The organism is Deltaproteobacteria bacterium (assembly GCA_018668695.1).
Lineage (GTDB): Bacteria > Myxococcota > XYA12-FULL-58-9 > XYA12-FULL-58-9 > JABJBS01 > JABJBS01.
The window spans coordinates 1-16018 of the sequence record JABJBS010000262.1 but is presented as its reverse complement, the minus strand read 5'-3'; the positions used below and the strand labels follow the sequence as shown (position 1 = coordinate 16018).

Genomic DNA, 16018 nt, shown 5'->3' with positions numbered 1-16018 from the left:
GAACCGATATGAAGCTGCCACTACCCGAAGATATTTTGCCGCACAGAGCGCCTATGCTCTTGCTTGATGAGGTCATTGAGGTAACACCCGAACGCGCCGTGGCCACTCGCATATTTAATTCCGATGAAGAGTTCTTTAAGGGTCATTTCCCTGGTGACCCGATTGTGCCGGGTGTCTATCTTGTCGAGGCCATGGCTCAGCTCATGGCCTATACGCAACTCTATCAATACGGCCCCCACAAAATGCTCCTGGCTGGAATCAAAAGTGCCAAATTTCGAAAGCCAGTTCTACCAGACGAGAAGGTCACGTTTGTGTTGGATGTGCTGGGAAAAAAGATGGGCATCTATAAAGCTCAATGCGAAGCATGGGTGGATGAAAAGAAGGTGGCTGAAGCCGAGCTTTCCGGTTCTCTACAACCCATTGACCAGGATTAGGAGCTTAGGGTGACACCCAAAAATATTACAACTGAGCTTTGCAAAAGGCTCGATGGCCTTAGGTTTGCTGAACCCGTTACGCATGTCTACAATCCGTTGGTTTATGCGCGCCAATCCCACAATAAATACCTTACGCGCTACGGTAAGGGTAAGAAACGCTATTTGATGCTTGGCATGAATCCCGGTCCGTGGGGAATGGCGCAGACAGGTGTTCCTTTTGGCGAAGTGAGCATAGCCCGAGATTGGATGGGGCTGGCTGCAAAAGTGGGCAAGCCTCAACATGAGCACCCTAAACGCATCGTGCAGGGTTTTGATTGCACGCGCAGTGAAGTCAGTGGTGCGCGGCTTTGGGGCTGGGCAAAAGAGCGTTTTGGGACGGCCGATAAGTTTTTCGAATCGTTTATGGTGGTGAATTATTGTCCGCTTGTTTTTATGGAGGAGAGTGGCAAAAACCGAACCCCTGATAAGCTTCCAGCCAGCGAAATACAGCCGGTGAATGAGGCTTGTGATTGGGCCCTGACTGAGATGGTTCGTTACTACAAACCCGAGTGGGTGATTGGCGTTGGCGCGTATGCTGAGAAAAAGGCTAAAGCCGTGCTGGGCGACATGAATCTTAAAATCGGGCGAATTCTTCATCCAAGCCCGGCAAGCCCTGTGGCGAATCGAGGCTGGGCGCCCGCGGCTCAGAAGCAATTGGAAGCGCTGGGTGTGGAACTGCCGTGAGTGATTCAAGTACATTACCAACTCTGGCCATTGTGGGACCTACTGGGTCTGGCAAGAGCTCCGTAGCCTTTGCGCTCGCTAAGCAACTGGGCGGCGAAATTATAAGTTGCGACTCGGTCCAAGTTTACCGCGGTTTTGACGTGGGCTCAGCTAAGGCGACCCTTGCCGAGCAGAAAGAGGTTCCCCATCATTTGGTCGATGTTGCGGATTGGCAAGAGACTTACGACTCCCAACGTTTTCGGGAGGATACCACGCGTTTGATTTCCGAGATCCGGACTCGCGGCCACCACCCGATTTTGTGCGGGGGGACAGGTCTCTATTTTCGAGTGCTGCGTTGGGGCGTTATTGATGTACCGGCGGCGGATGCAGCGTTTCGTTCGGAGTGGGAAGAGCGGGAAGCGCAGGAACCGGGGGTGGTTGTTCGGCGTCTTCAAGAAGTGGATCCTGAGAGTGTAGCGGCAATTGCAAAAAACAACGTCCGACATCAAATCCGCGCGCTCGAAATTTTCGAAATGACCGGAAAAAAAGCAAGTGTTGTGAAGAAAGAGCACGGCTTTAAAGATGAGGAAGTGTCGATGCTCGCTTTTTGGCTCCAGTGGCCAGCAGAGCAGCTGCGGCTCCGGATTCGAGAGCGCGTTGATCTCATGCTTGGGCAAGGTTTTGTGGATGAGGTACGCCGGCTCCTCGACCAGGGGGTCGAGCCTGACTGCCAGGCTATGAGGGCCGTTGGTTACCGAGAGGTCGTGCAGTACATTCAGGGCGCATTCGACGAACCTGAGTTATCTGAGCGCATTTGGAAAAGCACTTGGGCCTATGCTCGCCGGCAACGAACTTGGTTACGCAAAGAGAAAAAACTAACAGGCCTCGAAGTAACGACATTAGAGAACACGATGGAATTGATACAGTCTCAGCTAAAAAGCTAGCAGTGCCTATTGACAATTTGTCAGGATACAGCTTGTTTTAACGCTCTGCGGCAAAGGTGGGTAAGCATGGCTAAGAACAACGATGGTGGTAACCAAGAAGCGGATCCGTTAGCGGGTTTACGTGGGCTGATTGATAGCGTTGATAACGACGTCATTGAACTTCTCAATAAGCGTGCTCAATTGGCGCGTGAAATTGGTGATATTAAGATTCAGCGCTCTCAGAAGATGTATGTTCCGGAGCGCGAGCGAGCTTTACTGTCTCGGCTTCTTGACAGCAATCCAGGGCCATTGCCGCCGGCTGGCTTAAAGCTCATCTACAAAGAGATTATCAGCGCCTGCTTAGCTCTTGAGAGTCCGCTTAAAGTTGCCTTTTTAGGACCCGAAGGAACTTTTAGCCATGCTGCGACGAAGAGGCATTTTGGCCTCAGTGCGCAACTGATGCCGAAGCAGGCAATTCCGGACGTTTTCAGTGATGTTGAACGTGAGCGCTGTGGTTATGGCGTTGTTCCGATTGAAAACTCTACAGAAGGAGTGGTGAACCATACTCTCGATGCTTTCATGGGCAGCAGTTTAACTATCTGTGCAGAGATTCTGCTACCCGTTAGCCACCATATCTTGACGGTAACCGGTGAGTCCCACGGCATCACGAAGGTCTATTCGCACCCGCAAGCCTTGGCGCAATGCCGCGGTTGGCTGGAGAGAAACCTGCCAGGTGTGCCGCTTATCGATGTAAGCAGTACGGCCCGAGCCGCGCAACTGGCATCAGAGGATCCTTCGGCAGCAGCGGTGGCCGGTGACTTGGCTGCGTCGATTCATGGTCTTCGCATTGCGAATGAACGTGTTGAGGATCTTCAGGGTAATATGACCCGATTTTTGGTGATTGGCCCGGAAATGGCGCCTCCGAGTGAAGATGACCGAACATCCATCATGTTCAGCCTCAAAGATAAGCCCGGTGTACTCTTCGATGCCTTGGCACCTTTTGCTAAGGTTGGAATCAACCTTTCGCGGATAGAATCACGTCCATCCCGGCAAAGAGCCTGGGAATATACGTTTTTTATTGATCTTGTGGGCCATCGAGCCGATTCCAGGGTGCAAGAAGCCATTGGAGAGCTTGAAAAGATCTGCATTTTCATGAAAGTGCTCGGTTCGTACCCACGCGGCGCGCTCGAAGAGAGAGTGGTTCGCCCAACAGATTGATTACCAGGAGATTACAACCATGTCGAAGCTTGTGAACGACGCTTATCTTACGCTTAAACCTTATATCCCGGGAAAGCCTGTGAGCGAGACTGAGCGGGAACTTGGGATCTCTGGATGTGTGAAGCTGGCCTCAAATGAGAACCCACTTGGACCGTCTCCAAAAGCGGTAGCGGCGATTCAAGCTGCCTTGTCATCACTTCATGATTACCCGGACGGCGGCGCTTTTTATCTCAAGAAGAAGCTGGCCGATTTTCTCAAGGTGGAGCAAGACCAGCTTCTATTTGGCAATGGTACGAATGAGCTGCTGGAGATGATTATCCGCACTTGCATGCGGCCTGAAGACAACATCGTTTATGTCCAAAGTAGCTTCATTGTTTACAAGCTTGCCTCCATGGCTATTGGTGCCGAAATCCGCGAGGTGCCGCTCAACGAAATGCGCTACGACTTACCCGCGGTTTTGGATGCGATGGATGAAAAAACGAAGCTCGTCTTTATTGCCAACCCGAATAACCCAACCGGAACGTATATCACCAAATCAGAACTGGATGATTTCTTAGCGAAAGTACCACCTCAGGTGCTTGTGGTGATGGATGAGGCTTATTTCGAATACGTAGATGCCGAGGATTACCCCGATGGGTTGTCTTATCTTAAGACTCACAAAAATGTCTTGGTAACTCGAACGTTCTCAAAATGCTACGGCTTGGCCGGTCTTCGTATTGGATACGCGATAGGTGACAGTGAGATCATCGATTACCTCAACAGGGGGCGCCAGCCGTTCAACGTTAATACATTGGCACAAGTAGGTGCGATGGCAGCGCTGGACGATGTTGACCATTTGACCCGAACCAAAGAACTGAATCGAAGTGAAATGGAACGTGTGGTTCCACAGATAGAGGCCCTTGGCTGCGTGGTGACACCGAGTCAGGCAAACTTCGTACTGGTCGATTTCAAGCGTGAAGTAGGACCTGTATTCGATGCAATGCTGCGATTGGGTGTAATTGTTCGGCCGATGGCGGGCTATGGGTTAGCGACAAGTGCACGGGTTACGATGGGAACCACCGAGCAAAACGACAAGCTGCTTGAAGTGATGGCAAAGGTATTAGGCTAAATGGATTTAAAGATTGTTGGTAAAAGTGGACTTCAAGGCGAAGTACAAATCCCTGCGGATAAGTCGATCACACACCGATCGATCATGTTTGCATCCTTATCCGGTGGCAAGACGACCATCGACGCCCCGGGAGCCGGTGCCGACAACGATTCCACAGCCGAACTTTTCCGCAGTTTGGGCGTGTCCATAGAAAGACAACCCAATGGCTGGGTCGTACAAGGCGTGGGTCTTGGCGGTCTCCAAGAGTCTGACAATGTGATCGATTGCGGCAACAGTGGGACCACCATCCGTTTGGTTTCAGGAATTCTAGCTGGGTCTGGCCTCAACGCTACGCTCACGGGTGATGAATCTCTCTGTAAACGACCCATGGCACGGGTTTGCGACCCATTGAGAGCGATGGGCGCGCGGATTCAAGGGGAGATGCAAGATGGTAAAGAATTACCACCGATGGTCATCGAACCGGCAAAACTAAGCGGCGGTGAGTGGACTCAAGGGGTCGCCAGCGCTCAGGTGAAAAGTGCCCTCTTGTTCGCCGGGCTTTTGTCTGGTCAGGAAGTCACAGTTCACGAACCGACGGTATCTCGCGACCACACGGAACAAATGCTTCAGGGCATGGGTATTTCAGTTAAGCGGGTAGAAGACGCCAGCGGGCACCACGTGACTTTGGCGAAAGATGCTCGGGACCATTTCAAGGGCTTTGAAGACGGTGCGTTGTTTCGCGTTCCTGGGGATATCTCATCCGCGGCTTTTTGGATGGTGCTCGGATTGATAGTTCCTGATTCCAAGCTTTCACTGCGTAACGTCGGGCTCAACCCAAGCCGAACCGGTGTGCTGGATGCCGTTGAGTCGTTCGGCGTGACGCTTGATGTTGAAATGCTTGATTCGCCAGGCGGCGAGGCCATGGGGAACGTTGAGGTTGGTGCTTTTAACTGGAAAGAGCCGTGCGGGGACGTGGTCATTGGCGGGGCCGTGATTCCGCGCTTGATTGATGAATTGGTCGTTTTAGGAGCACTCGCGGCGAGATATCCGGGCCAAACAACTGTTGAAGACGCAAAAGAACTGCGCGTTAAGGAATCGGACAGGGTTGTCGAAACTGTTCGGATTCTTCGTGCGTTTGGTGTTGAAGCCGATGAACGCCCCGATGGCTTCGTTGTTCAAGGCGGTAAGCCTATGCATGGTGCCACCTTAGATGTTTCATCGGATCACCGAGTGGCGATGACCGCGGCAGTTTTAGCTTGTGCGGCTGAGGGTGAGTCTATTTTGCGCGGCTTCGACGTCGCTGGGGTTTCGTATCCTGACTTTGTTGATGTTCTTCGCGGCCTTGGTGCGACGGTCGAAGAGTTGGCTTGATTTTCGAACCCGTTATGAGGATAGCGCGATTATGGAAACAAAGAACCTTGTTATAGCAATCGATGGGCCTGCGGGTGCCGGTAAGAGCACCGTTTCGAAGGCAGTGGCGGCAAATCTTGGTTTGACGCTGGTTGATACGGGCGCGATTTATCGGGCAGTTGCATACACCGCCGTTCAGAACTCGGTGTCTTGGGGAGATTCTGAGGGACTCGCGAACATTGTGGCTGGCCTCAACATCACTTTTAAGATGGATCAGGGCGAAAACCGGGTTTTTATCGATGGTGCCGACGTGAGTCAGGCGATTCGAACACCTGAGATCTCGCAGGGCGCATCAAAAGTGAGCAGTGTTGGTGCCGTGCGTGATGGGTTGCTGCAGCTTCAACGCGACTTGGCGGGAGCTCACGGTGCTGTTTTGGAGGGACGCGATATAGGAACCGTGGTTTGCCCAGATGCGCCTGTGAAAATCTTTTTGGTCGCAAGTGCCCAGGAGCGTGCGAGGCGCAGATTGGCCCAGATGCAAGATAATGGGCAAGAAGGCCTACTGGCTGATGTCTTGGCTGAGATAGAGGCTAGAGACAAACGCGACACGGAGAGAGCCCAAGCCCCGCTCAAGCCCGCCGAAGACGCAATTCATGTCGATTGTACCTCCATGAGCATTGAAGAAGTCATCGAAACCATCGTTGCTCACGGCCGTTCAGCCTCCTGAACGTAACGAGTTGTGACGCGCCGCGCGGGTTCAGTTGACCCGTTCTCCGGACCGGTGCTATCCCGGGTATTCACACATTGCCTAAGGAGCATGAAATGGCTGTTGAATCAGTGAGCAAAGTCTTCGAAGAAAATATCGCCAATCGTCTTGAGAGCAAGCCTGAATTGGCAGCTCAAATTGGTGCGAGTTACAAGTTTGAAGTCACTGGCGACGGTGGCGGTACATGGCTTGTAAACCTCAAAGAGGGCAACGGTTCAGTGAGCGCGGGTGACGGCGAAGCAGATTGCCACATCACAGTAGACTCAGCCGATTTCCTCGCCATCATCAATGGTGAACTTAACGGTCAGATGGCTTTCATGTCAGGTAAGCTTAAGGTTCAAGGCGACATGATGTTGGCTATGAAACTTGGTTCAATCCTCGGAAGCTAATCGAGCTACCAGCTCAATCACATACCACCTGGAGTGAACGATGGGTGTTAGCAGCGGTCCGATGACGCCTTTAAAGGGCCTTGTCGTGGTTGATTTATCTCGCCATTTACCGGGGCCTCTGCTCACCCGAATGCTCAAAGATTTGGGTGCGGATGTGGTGAAGGTCGAACCACCAACCGGCGATCCAGCGCGTTTTATGCCGCCGATGCATGGCGACGCGGGAGCGCTTTATACCAGCGTGAATGCTGGCAAGCGCGGCTTGGCTCTGAACCTCAAGCAAGATGCCGCCCGGAAAATACTTTTAAACATCGTCAAACAGGCCGACATCCTCGTTGAGACATTTCGACCTGGTGTGTTGGACCGATTGGGGCTCTCTCCCGAGAAGCTCTTTGAGACCAATCCTAAGCTTATTATCTGTTCGGTTACGGGCTTTGGCCAAGATAACCCACATCGTGATAGGCCCGGGCACGACCTTAATTTCACCGGACGAGCAGGCGCACTCAATCTAATTGGGCCCGCAGATCGTGAGCCCGTTACGGCGGGTATTCAGGTAGGTGATATAGCGGGAGGCTCTATGATGGGTCTTTCGTCTATTTTAGCTGCGCTTATGGAGCGAGGCCAAACCGGCCAAGGTAGGCATCTCGATATTTCAATGACGCGTGGTTGCCTGACGTTTGGACACTATGGATACTTAGCCAACAGTGCCAGCTTGATGGGTGATAGCAGAGGCTCGACGCCATTGGGTGGCGGGGCGCCGTGCTACCGGGTTTACGAAACAAGTGATGGGCGGTTCATGACGCTTGGGGCATTGGAGCCAAAGTTCTTCGTTGCTTTTTGTGAAGCCGCCGGATGCGGTCATCTGTCTTCGAAGGGGCTCGACATGGGTCCCGGGGCGAAGCAGGTTATGGACGAGCTTGAGGCGGTGTTTAAGTCCAAGACGCAGGCCGAATGGGTAAGCGTGCTGGATGGCGTCGATTGCTGCTGTGAGCCTGTATTAACCCACGAGGAAGCCATCAAAGATCCAGTTGTAGGGTCTGATTCTTACGATATTGACGGCGTTACCTGCATCAACAGTCATTTTGGAGCCCCGGTGGCTGAAGCTTGGACTACACGGCCCGACGCGCTTAACGACGGGCGAGCCGTTCTTAAATCGTTTGAGATCAGTTCAGAACTTGTGGATGAGGCCATCCGAGAAGGCTCTTTGCTTCTTAGCCCCGAAAGCTCGAGCTAGCGGCAGTGGCAGGACCCATCATTGCTTTAACAACCGATTTTGGCTTGGGCTCCACCTATGTTGCACAACTCAAAGCAGTTCTATTGGGGAGCTTGCCTGAGGCAAACCTTGTAGACATCAGTCACAGCATTTCCCCACAATCGATTCTTGAAGCAGAGTTATCGCTGAGGGCGACTGCTCATATTTTTCCATCTGGCAGCGTGCACTTGATGGTTGTTGATCCGGGCGTGGGCACCCAGAGACGACCCATCGCCATAGAGAGCCGTGGCCGATTTTTTGTGGGTCCCGACAATGGGGTGTTTGGGCAACTAGCTCACGAGCCCGATGTGCGGGCCGTCGTGCTCGATAAGTCACATATTTTTCGAGAGCCAGTATCCAATACATTTCATGGGCGGGACATTTTTGCGCCCGTTGCCGCCGAATTGGCCGGTGGGCTCACCCTTGATGATGTTGGGACGCCGATCGAGAATTGGCTGGAGGGTTCGCTTGTAAAGCCGCAACGTTCAGGCAGCCAGACGCTGGTGCCACTCTTACATGCCGACAACTTTGGCAATGTCCTTACGAATTTGCATGTCAGAGACTTTCCAGCTAATGCGCTTATCTTACTGAAAGATAAGCAGTTGTCTGTTTTTGATACTTACGGTGACGCGCCGCGCAACACTCTGGTTGCGCTTTTTGGGTCAGACGGCTATTTGGAGTTGGCCGTCAGGGATGGCTCGGCTATTTCAGTTCTCGAGTCCGACTGGTCATCGACCCATTTGGTTGTCGAGCACATTTCGTAGAGAGATAATGATTAAATGGAAATAGTGATTCATGGTGTGAGCCACGAGGGAGATGGTGTGGGTCGAACACCCGAGGGTAAAGTCGTTTTTGTTCCCGGCGCTCTGCCAGGAGATACCGCACGTGTCGAGTTAACCGTTAAGAAGAAAAAAGTTCAGCATGGTCGAATGACCGACTTGGTGGTGCCGTCACCGAATCGCGTCGTGAGCCGTTGTGGCATCGATAAGTGTGGTGGATGTTCCTTAAAATCGCTTAGCTTGGATGGTCAGTCGATTGTTAAAAAAGACCGTATTATCAGTGCTCTAACACGGATCGCGAAAGTGGATATCCCGGAGTCTTTCGACTTTGTGGGCGCTCAGTCCGCTTGGCACTACAGGCATCGTGTTCGCATGCACGCTCATTGGTCGGGAGAGAGCTGGAGAATTGGATTCCACGCCCGACGTAGCAATGATGTGGTTCCCCATGCGGGCTGCCCCGTGTTGTGGCCTGAGCTTGATAAATACATAACGCGTGTTGTGCCGGCGATTCATCGAATCCCCCGGGAAGTAGGCTTAGAGGAGGTTGAGGCCGTGTGGTCAAGAAAAAGCAAGCGCGGCGCATTGCGGCTGATTATCCAGGGTGACCCAGCATTCTTCCGCAAATCGACGACTTGGATGGACGAGGCGGGGATTTTAGGAATCGAGATTGCAAAGGGCGACTCAATCAGCCGTTTTGGCAATTGTGAATTGAATTACGATCAGACAGTGGGTGACTACGATTTGTCATTCGAAACCGGGACGTTTACCCAGGCCAACCCAGCGATGAATGACGAGCTGGTTAGGCGAGTCGTAAGCTCGATTAATCCTATGAAGGGCCCGAAAGTCATGGAAATGCATGCCGGAATTGGTAATTTCTCTTTACCGCTGGCGGTCATGGGGGCGGATGTTAGCGCCTTCGAAATCAACCCAAACTCATCGATTCAGTCGGAGCGCAATGCTGCTCGTATACCGATCGCATTAGAAAACACTTGCATTCGGGACGCGGACGCGGTTGAGAGAATGTCAGAGTTTGATACTCTGTTGCTAGACCCACCGCGCTCTGGGGCGCGGGAGGTTGCAAGGGAAGCTGCACGCCCAGGCAGTGGACCGGCTCGAATCGTGTATGTGTCTTGTGACCCGGCAACGCTTGCTCGGGATGTGGCTATCTTAAAAGAAGGTGGTTACAGCCTGGTGACCTTAACCGGTTTTGATATGTTTCCAGGCACACCACATGTCGAGGTCTTGGCAGTACTTGAACGTTAGGTTCAAGCGAACACAGGATAGGTTAGACATGAAGTCGTTTTTTGTAAGTGGGAAGTTACTATTTCTCGCCGTATTCTTATGGGCCAGTATGGCTCAAGCTACCACAGTGATAAACGTTCCGTTGGAACAAATGGCCAAAGAATCCACCGTGATTGTTCATGGTCGGGTTGAAGCCCAGCAGGTCGTCCAGGAAGCTGGATCCGACCGGATACTGACCCTAACGGCAGTCGAAGTGCTGACCGAAGTAAAGGGCCTCAAGAAGAACGATATTGTTACCATCTACCAAGTGGGTGGAACGCTGGACGGGCAAACGCTCCATGTGAGCGGGGCACTGAAGTTTCGTAAGGGTGAAGAATTCATATTATTTGGTGTACGGTTTCGGGACATGATTGTTAGCTACGGCATGGGCCTTGGCAAGTACATGGTCATGAAGCACAGCGGTGATACGTTTGTGCTGCCCGAATTTGGTGATGTTCACCGTGTGGAACCAGATGGTAAGGGCGGCTACCAGTCGGCGAATCACAAATTCCCAGACCCAGAAACCCTGGACTCCTTTATCGAGCGCGTTCGTGCTCTCTCTGCTCGCGCAGGAGGTACGAAATGAAAAAGTCGATATTCGCATATGTCTTAGCGGTGATGATGCTGGTGCCATTTCAGGCCAGTGCTTATGAGTTTCTTGGCTGCGGCTATACCGTAACAGGATACGATAACAACAACTGCCCTCAGGGTGACTATGACAATGGCGGCAACTGCGGTTGCTCAGCCAACGCTGCACCTAAGTGGCAGAGTGGCCTCTTGAATATGGTTGTTGAAAACCAGGGTAACAACACGGTCAGCGGCAGTCAGTTCGTCGACATCGCTCAATACGGTGCAGATGCCTGGAGTCAGATCTCTTGTTCAAGCGCGATTCTAAACATCTCGGGCACGATTGCAGCTAATAACGATGCAGTTTGGGGAACCAACTCTAGCTCGCAGGCACTCTATATGATCACAGGGACTCAAGAGTGGATCCAAGTAACGGGTTCAGGAGCCGGTGGTACCCTAGGTGTAACCTTGGCTCCCTACGGCGGCTGGAATTGTGACAACCGCTCTTTTTCGGATGCTGATATCATTATCAACGGCTTCAACGGCCAGGGTTACTCTCAGCTACGTGCAACCGTGCTTCACGAAATGGGCCACGCCCTTGGGCTTGGGCATCCGTGCCTTGGCGTTTACAGCGGCTGCTCTAATTCATGTGCGGCGGTTATGGCTGCCACAGGTGACGATTCTTATGGTTACCCTCAACAAGATGACATCAACGGGCTTTGTGCTTTGTACCCTGGGCAACCAGGCCAGCTGGGCTCTTCATGTGACAACAACAGCGATTGCGCCAGTGGCTTTTCATGCATCAACTATGAGGGCGTTTCTTACTGCTCTCAAACCTGCGGCGATTGTCCAAGCGGTTACGAATGTGAAAACGTGGGCGGAACTGATTACTGCGTGCGCGAGGGTCTGCCTGCACCGGGCGAGCCTTGTGCAAGCGTTTGCCAGGAGGGTGCAATCTGTCTCGGCGACCCGAATACAGGCGACGGCGTATGTTTCTATGAGTGTAATCCAAATGCTTCGAATACCGGCTGCCCGGATAGTTACCGATGCATCGGCTTTGATGAACCATCAGGAAGCGGCCCCCAGGGTTATTGTTTAGAATCTGCTGGTCCCGGCCAAGACTGTAATGCCACAGGTGGCGTCTGCATCGATGGATTTGTTTGTGTGTCGGATGGTGCAGGAGAAACGCCGACTTGTCACCGTTCTTGCGACGTAAGCAATGATGACTGCCCAAGCGGCTATGGCTGCATGGCGCTTCAGGATGGTTCTGGAGCTTGCTTTGAGCTTGGCTCGGCCGGCGAAGGTGAAAACTGCTGGAATGCCACAGACTGCTCTGAAGGACTGGTCTGCGTGGGGTCTGGAATTGTTGGCCAGTGTTATTATGAGTGCGACCCAAGCAATCCTGATTGCCCTCTAGCGGGTCAAACCTGCACCGAGCTTCAAGGAGTCGACTACGGTATTTGTCAGCCAGTAGGCGGCACCGATGGCAGCACGGGTGGCGGCGGAACCGATGGCTCTGGTGGCACCGGGGGAGACGGAACAGACACCGGGAATGGGTCTGGTACTGGCGGTGGAACATCAGGTGGTACTGATGGAGGTTCAACTTCGGGGTGCTCTTGTGACACCACTTATTCGTGTAACTTTGCGGGTGACGGATGCACCTTCTGCCAGTGTGATGTAGAATGCGTACCTTGCGCTTGTGATAAGACCTACGCGTGCGACGATAATTGTGCGTGCGATGTTGAATGCATCGAAGAGTCTTGCAGCGGCGATACCTGCGTATGCGACACAACATTTGGCTGCGAAAGCGATTGTTTCTGCGACCTTGAATGCCGTGAAAAGAGTGGCTGTGCCAGTGGGCCCTACACCAACAGTGGCATGGGTATCCTATTCTTGATGCTTGGCTTACTTGCTGTTTGGCGCATTCGTTTACGCGGCAGTGCGGTATGATTCTTTCCTTCGATGGGGTCGACCCGGATATCGGTGAGGATGTGTTCGTTGCAGACGACGCAAAAGTTATCGGCCGGGTCACCATCGGGGATAGGTCCAGCATCTGGTATGGCTGTGTGGTTCGCGGAGACGTTGGCACGATTGTTATCGGCGATGAGACAAATATTCAGGACCTTACGACCATCCATATCACTGGAGAGCGTTTCAATACCCGAATAGGCTCACGGGTAACCGTTGGCCATCGCGCGATATTGCACGGCTGTACCATTGAGGATGATGTTCTCATCGGGATGGGAGCCATTGTGCTTGACGGTGCCGTGGTTGAAAAAGGGGCTCTCGTTGGAGCAGGTGCTCTGGTGGCGCCGGGCAAGGTTATCCCGGCCGGGACGATGGCCCTGGGGTCACCGGCTCGCGTCATCAAGGAACTCGGGCCCGAGGCATTGGCTGCTCACCGAGAAAGCGCTCAGCACTACGTTGAGAACGCTCAGGCCCACGCTAAATTATTTGATTAGGGAGTTTCGCCCGCTTTTCGAGTCATGTCGCGAATTGTTTGAGGCAGAGATTCACCGCTGGGAACTTTGTAAGTTGCCGCCGTTACTTTTGCGCCTTGATACTTCTTATCGAGGGAGTCCAAGGCCGCTTCCATGCCGATATCACCGAGCTGATCACATCCACGCTTAATCGCTGATAGGCGAGGCGTGTAAGATTCGCTTTCCCACTTTATCCAGACACTGGCTCCGCCTTGCTTGGCAGCGTAGCGTGCGTGCTCAACTTCATCACTCAACATCACGATCTGTCGCATACATTGGTTAAACGTCGCTCGTGACCGAGGTGCTTCGGCGCTGGGTGAAGATTCATAAAGTGCTACGCCCATGCCGATGATGACGCACCAAATGAGGTAAATCATCGTGGAGCCAAAAACTACATAAATGAGTTTGCGTGCCTTTGGGGATTTCTCAGTCATTCGTTTTCCTGTGCTGGCAGCGCTATTAAAAACTCGCCGCCGGTCGTACTAGTCCCGACACCGATAAGCCTTGGGCTTGAATTGGTGTCTGTGGAAACCGAGTAGACTGAAATCGCGACATTTTCAACAGGAACTCCCGATTCTGCACGCAGTCCACCCGCAAGAAGTGCGGGAGTGGGCAAGATCACGGACCGAATGGATCCAAATATATCGCCACTGAAATCCTCACGGTGCCACGGCAGAGCCAATTTGTTTGGGGGAAGCACATCAAGTGTGTAGACAGATTCAATATCTGGGCAACCATCAACCCTGAGTTCAAAGAATCCTTGGTCGTCGGTATTGGTCAACGCTTCAAGCCTCTGGCCGTTGATTTTGGTGTGCAGCGTTACCCTGGCATTGGGCACAATCTCTTGTCTGTCGGAATAAACTCTACCGGAAAACAGTGACTTAGAGCTCAATGCCAAGCTGAGTGTCTCTCCCTGAGCAACGTCGGGTACAAAACAAAGGCTGTTGTCTGGCTCGGCTCCAGCGATACACAGTTCTCGTACCGTCACGCTGGCATCACTGGCCCGAGGCGGGATAGCGGTGACCGTATAGAGTCCGGGCAAGAGGTTAATGACAGAGTTTCCTTGGGCGCCGGTTTGTACCGCAAACTCGAAAGACACGAGTTCATAAGCGTATTCTTGAATGACACCCTGAAAGTAGAGGGTTGTGCCAGGGACGAGGCTTCCGTCGGCCTGCGTTGTTTCTACGGTAAAGCTTTGGGCGTTGGGTAAAATGTCTAAGTCTATCAGGCTGTCCTCAGAGACATTGAGGTCTGGGATGGTTGTTTCCGGGATAAAGTAGTTCTCTCCAGGACTAATCTTCAGACGGTAAGTCTCGGCAGGTCCAGGGAATACGATGTCGTAGTGACCATCTTCGTCTGTTAGGGCAGGGCTGCTGTACGCGGTTAAACCAGAGGCGGTTGTATATTCGCCTTGAACCACTGCGCCTACTATCGGGCTCAGCAGTTGCTGCGTAAATACAAGTTGTCCAGTCGCTGCAACCAGTCCTAAATCTTCTGGATATGGAAACACCAAATCAGAGATTCCCTCCTGCGGGACATCGATCGCTGCCCAGATGACCGGAGGCCTGAAATCTGCATCATCAGGCACGAAGCTAAATGTGTAAGTGCCCGGCAGTAGGTCGACGACGAAACCATCAACGCCTGAATGAAGAGACTGGGTATCGGAGAGCCCTAAAATACTTTCTTCGCTTGTTATACTGAGTGTACCGGTGCGCGAGCCCCCGGAAGCGACAGCCACTTTCCCTATGACGCGGCTTCCGCCCGTCAGCGTGAGGTCGTGATAGATGCCTGCGACAGCATTGCGTTCGCCACCTGAGTCTGCTTGGGCTGGGTAGCCTGAATAAGGTGATGGCTCCAGAACCATTAAGATTTCACCAGCTTCACCACCTGGGGCGACACAGGCACCAAAATGACAGACATCACCGGGCGAGCAATCATAGGTACTGGAGCAATCTTGGTTGGACGAAAACATGGAAAGCTCTGCTAAGCTGCATCCGCCCAGAAAAAGAACTGTTACGAGAAATATTAGGTGTTTCACGGCGTCGACTCCTCGCAAGGCAGAGTGTCGTCCACGATTTCCACGGGCCAGACAAAGCTGTCTATAAACCCGTCACTATCAGGATAGACATCTCTTCCTGGCGGAAAGCTCTCATCGTCGAATGGGCGATCACTAACCAGCACTTCAACGGTGTGAATCCCCGTGGCTCCTGGAGCCTGAAAGAATCTTGGATCGTTGGGGTAAATGACGAAGCTAATCTGCTGGCTTCCCGGTGAGCTTGGATCCGCGGGTGCCGGCTGTACCAAGCTCTCTTGAAACCAGTCGCGGTGGTAATCCGCAAATACTCGCCAATAGAGGGTGTCATCATAATCAGGGTCGCTCAGCTGAACGCGAAATGTATAGGATGTACAAGCCGTGCTCATGGTTACTGGCCCTTGGACGGGATGTGGGTCTAGCTTGTTAATGTCTATTCGTGGAGCGCTGTTCTGGCTCACTGGCGTTTCTGGGATAGGAGGCGGAACAAGACACCCCGAGTTTCCAGACAAGAGGACGGAGATTGCGGTTGATACGTAGAGCGCTGACATCAAACGTCTAAAAGCAAATCTCATTCCAGAATCCAGTATTCCCCAAAGTAGTTGTAATGACGAGGTTTTGACGGACCAACGAAGCATTCCATTCAGCGCTATCCGGACATTTATGTCACGGTGCGTAGAGGCCTAGCTTAGTCGTCTTTCTCAAGATGGCGAAAAATTGTGCGAGGATCGACGCCTAGGTCATGGGCGGTTTTGGTGCGG

17 protein-coding genes are annotated in these 16018 nt (G+C 52.6%); 14 read left to right on the top strand and 3 right to left on the bottom strand.

The window, feature by feature from the left end; translation table 11 throughout:
- Positions 1 to 8: 8 nt before the first annotated feature.
- The 14 genes from fabZ (at position 9) to HOK28_13825 (ending at position 13207) form a co-directional block, all read left to right on the top strand.
- The gene (fabZ, locus tag HOK28_13890) at positions 9 to 434 is read left to right on the top strand and encodes a 3-hydroxyacyl-ACP dehydratase FabZ (GenBank protein ID MBT6434185.1); all 426 of its coding nucleotides are present in this window, start codon (positions 9 to 11) and stop codon (positions 432 to 434) included.
- A 9-nt stretch (positions 435 to 443) separates the two neighbouring features.
- Positions 444 to 1157 (top strand): single-stranded DNA-binding protein, encoded by a 714-nt coding sequence (locus HOK28_13885; protein ID MBT6434184.1) that lies wholly within the window; start codon positions 444 to 446, stop codon positions 1155 to 1157.
- Complete coding sequence (gene miaA / locus HOK28_13880) at positions 1154 to 2080, top strand: tRNA (adenosine(37)-N6)-dimethylallyltransferase MiaA (protein MBT6434183.1); 927 nt, start codon at positions 1154 to 1156, stop codon at positions 2078 to 2080. The genes HOK28_13885 and miaA overlap by 4 nt, the downstream gene beginning before the upstream one ends.
- 66 nt (positions 2081 to 2146) lie before the next feature.
- Positions 2147 to 3277, top strand: a complete 1131-nt coding sequence (pheA, locus tag HOK28_13875) for a prephenate dehydratase (GenBank protein MBT6434182.1) — start codon at positions 2147 to 2149, stop codon at positions 3275 to 3277.
- A 19-nt stretch (positions 3278 to 3296) separates the two neighbouring features.
- Positions 3297 to 4385 carry a histidinol-phosphate transaminase gene (locus HOK28_13870; protein ID MBT6434181.1) on the top strand — a complete coding sequence of 363 codons (1089 nt, stop codon included), beginning with the start codon at positions 3297 to 3299 and terminating at the stop codon, positions 4383 to 4385.
- Entirely contained in the window at positions 4386 to 5735 is a 1350-nt protein-coding gene (gene aroA / locus HOK28_13865) for a 3-phosphoshikimate 1-carboxyvinyltransferase (protein MBT6434180.1), read from the top strand.
- 31 nt (positions 5736 to 5766) lie between these two features.
- The gene (locus HOK28_13860; protein MBT6434179.1) at positions 5767 to 6441 is read left to right on the top strand and encodes a (d)CMP kinase; all 675 of its coding nucleotides are present in this window, start codon (positions 5767 to 5769) and stop codon (positions 6439 to 6441) included.
- Between the two features lie 95 nt (positions 6442 to 6536).
- Complete coding sequence (locus tag HOK28_13855; protein ID MBT6434178.1) at positions 6537 to 6869, top strand: SCP2 sterol-binding domain-containing protein; 333 nt, start codon at positions 6537 to 6539, stop codon at positions 6867 to 6869.
- A 40-nt stretch (positions 6870 to 6909) separates the two neighbouring features.
- On the top strand, positions 6910 to 8100 hold the full coding sequence (locus tag HOK28_13850; protein MBT6434177.1) for a CoA transferase: 1191 nt from the start codon (positions 6910 to 6912) through the stop codon (positions 8098 to 8100).
- Positions 8101 to 8105: 5 nt separating this feature from the next.
- Positions 8106 to 8882: an SAM-dependent chlorinase/fluorinase gene (locus HOK28_13845; protein ID MBT6434176.1), complete on the top strand. Its 777-nt coding sequence runs from the start codon at positions 8106 to 8108 to the stop codon at positions 8880 to 8882.
- 15 nt (positions 8883 to 8897) lie between these two features.
- Positions 8898 to 10160: a class I SAM-dependent RNA methyltransferase gene (locus HOK28_13840; GenBank protein ID MBT6434175.1), complete on the top strand. Its 1263-nt coding sequence runs from the start codon at positions 8898 to 8900 to the stop codon at positions 10158 to 10160.
- 28 nt (positions 10161 to 10188) lie between these two features.
- Positions 10189 to 10764, top strand: a complete 576-nt coding sequence (locus HOK28_13835; GenBank protein ID MBT6434174.1) for a hypothetical protein — start codon at positions 10189 to 10191, stop codon at positions 10762 to 10764.
- Positions 10761 to 12695 carry a hypothetical protein gene (locus HOK28_13830; GenBank protein ID MBT6434173.1) on the top strand — a complete coding sequence of 645 codons (1935 nt, stop codon included), beginning with the start codon at positions 10761 to 10763 and terminating at the stop codon, positions 12693 to 12695. Before HOK28_13835 ends, HOK28_13830 begins: the two co-directional genes overlap by 4 nt.
- Positions 12692 to 13207: a gamma carbonic anhydrase family protein gene (locus HOK28_13825; protein MBT6434172.1), complete on the top strand. Its 516-nt coding sequence runs from the start codon at positions 12692 to 12694 to the stop codon at positions 13205 to 13207. The genes HOK28_13830 and HOK28_13825 overlap by 4 nt, the downstream gene beginning before the upstream one ends.
- On the opposite strand, the gene HOK28_13820 is transcribed toward HOK28_13825, so the two are convergent.
- The 3 genes from HOK28_13820 to HOK28_13810 are packed head-to-tail and all read right to left on the bottom strand — an operon-like array spanning position 13204 to position 15832.
- Positions 13204 to 13659 (bottom strand): hypothetical protein, encoded by a 456-nt coding sequence (locus tag HOK28_13820; GenBank protein MBT6434171.1) that lies wholly within the window; start codon positions 13657 to 13659, stop codon positions 13204 to 13206. The genes HOK28_13825 and HOK28_13820 overlap by 4 nt on opposite strands.
- Positions 13656 to 15263, bottom strand: coding sequence for a hypothetical protein (locus HOK28_13815; GenBank protein MBT6434170.1), 1608 nt, complete (start codon positions 15261 to 15263; stop codon positions 13656 to 13658). Before HOK28_13815 ends, HOK28_13820 begins: the two co-directional genes overlap by 4 nt.
- Positions 15260 to 15832: a hypothetical protein gene (locus tag HOK28_13810; protein ID MBT6434169.1), complete on the bottom strand. Its 573-nt coding sequence runs from the start codon at positions 15830 to 15832 to the stop codon at positions 15260 to 15262. The genes HOK28_13815 and HOK28_13810 overlap by 4 nt, the downstream gene beginning before the upstream one ends.
- Positions 15833 to 16018 lie beyond the last annotated feature (186 nt).